General features: G+C 24.7%; 2 protein-coding genes. Both read left to right on the forward strand.

From position 1 onward, the window contains the following. The first annotated feature begins 259 nt into the window (after positions 1-259). Positions 260-523, forward strand: coding sequence for a CD3324 family protein (locus F553_RS0111560; protein WP_019000217.1), 264 nt, complete (start codon positions 260-262; stop codon positions 521-523). Between the two features lie 153 nt (positions 524-676). Continuing rightward, positions 677-1,300 carry a CatB-related O-acetyltransferase gene (locus F553_RS0111565; protein WP_019000218.1) on the forward strand — a complete coding sequence of 208 codons (624 nt, stop codon included), beginning with the start codon at positions 677-679 and terminating at the stop codon, positions 1,298-1,300. The last annotated feature ends 179 nt before the right edge of the window (positions 1,301-1,479 follow it).

Below are 1,479 nucleotides of genomic sequence, written 5' to 3' on the forward strand. Positions count from 1 at the left end.
AATTGCTTTAACTTTAAATTCATTTGAGTATTTAGTCATAAAAAAACTGCACCTCCAAAAGTTGTTTTTTGTCCAACTTTTGGGGTGCAGTTCAATGTTTTTATACTTTTTTTATTTTATAGATAAAGGGAGTTGCTATTTATGAAAAATAATCAAAAATTACTCCATACAAAGCTAATTATTTGTGACTATTGTATGGAGTAATAAAGTCACAATATATTGGCTTTGTTTCTTGATATATTATCAAGGGGGAGCCATAATGAAATATATTAATGCAAATGTGATATTACCAGAAAAACTAATAGAAGAAATACAAAAATATATTCAAGGTAAATATATTTATATTCCTATAAAAAAAGAAAATTATAAATCTTGGGGAGCAATTTCTGGAATAAAACAAGAATATAAAAATAGAAATAAAAAAATAAAAAATGATTATAAGCAAGGTTTTTCTATAGAAAATTTAGCGCAAAAATATTATTTATCTGTAGATACGATTAGAAAAATTTTATATACAAAATAAAAATAGAAGGTTCAGTTTAATAAATAAACTGAGCCTTTTATTTTTAGTAAAATTAATTCTGTATTATTCATGGTGTAGAATAAATAATTTCACTAGCATATTATGGATACATGAAAGCTATTTAAATATATTGATTTAAAGGAGTTTATATTTATGAGTTTAAATGATATATATCCTAGAAAAGATGATAAAACTACAATTTATTTAAAAAATGTGATAACAAAACAAGATATTATTGTAGGAGATTATACTATATATAATGATTTTGAAAGAAATCCTGAAGATTTTGAGAAAAATAATGTTTTATATCACTATCCTATAAATAATGAAAAATTAATCATAGGAAAATTTTGTTCTATAGCTTGTGGCGCTAAATTTTTATTTAACAGTGCTAATCATACATTAAAATCACTTTCAACATATCCTTTTGCACTTTTATTTGATGAATGGAACATGAATAAAAAAGATGTAGCATCTGGTTGGGATAATAAAGGAGATATTGTAATAGGTAATGATGTATGGATCGGTTACAAGGCAATAATTTTGGCAGGCGTAAAAATTGGTGATGGTGCAATTATTGGTACAGGAGCATTAGTAACAAAAGATGTTCCGGCTTATAGTATAGTTGGAGGTATTCCAGCAAAAATTATAAGAAAAAGATTTTCTGAAGATATTATTAATGAATTGAAAATTTTAAAATGGTGGGATTGGCCTAAGCAAAAAATAGCTCAAAACATAATAGCTATACAGTCTGGCGACATAAGTAAAATAAAATGAAATATTTTTATAAAAAAGTGTTGACAAAGACATAAAAAGTATATATAATAATTATCACGCTAATGAATGGCGTAACTCAAAAGAAGAAAATTGTTAAAATCAAAAAATAAATTAAAAAAAGTTCTTGACAAGATAAACTTCTTGAGTTAAGATATACAAGCTGACTTTTGAAGCCAGCA

Source organism: Megamonas rupellensis DSM 19944, assembly GCF_000378365.1.
GTDB classification, from domain to species: Bacteria; Bacillota; Negativicutes; order Selenomonadales; family Selenomonadaceae; genus Megamonas; species Megamonas funiformis.

Coding starts and splice junctions, on each gene's coding strand:
- F553_RS0111560 (WP_019000217.1), top strand. CDS start 260: ATGAAATATATTAATGCAAATGTGATATTACCAGAAAAACTAATAGAA.
- F553_RS0111565 (WP_019000218.1), top strand. CDS start 677: ATGAGTTTAAATGATATATATCCTAGAAAAGATGATAAAACTACAATT.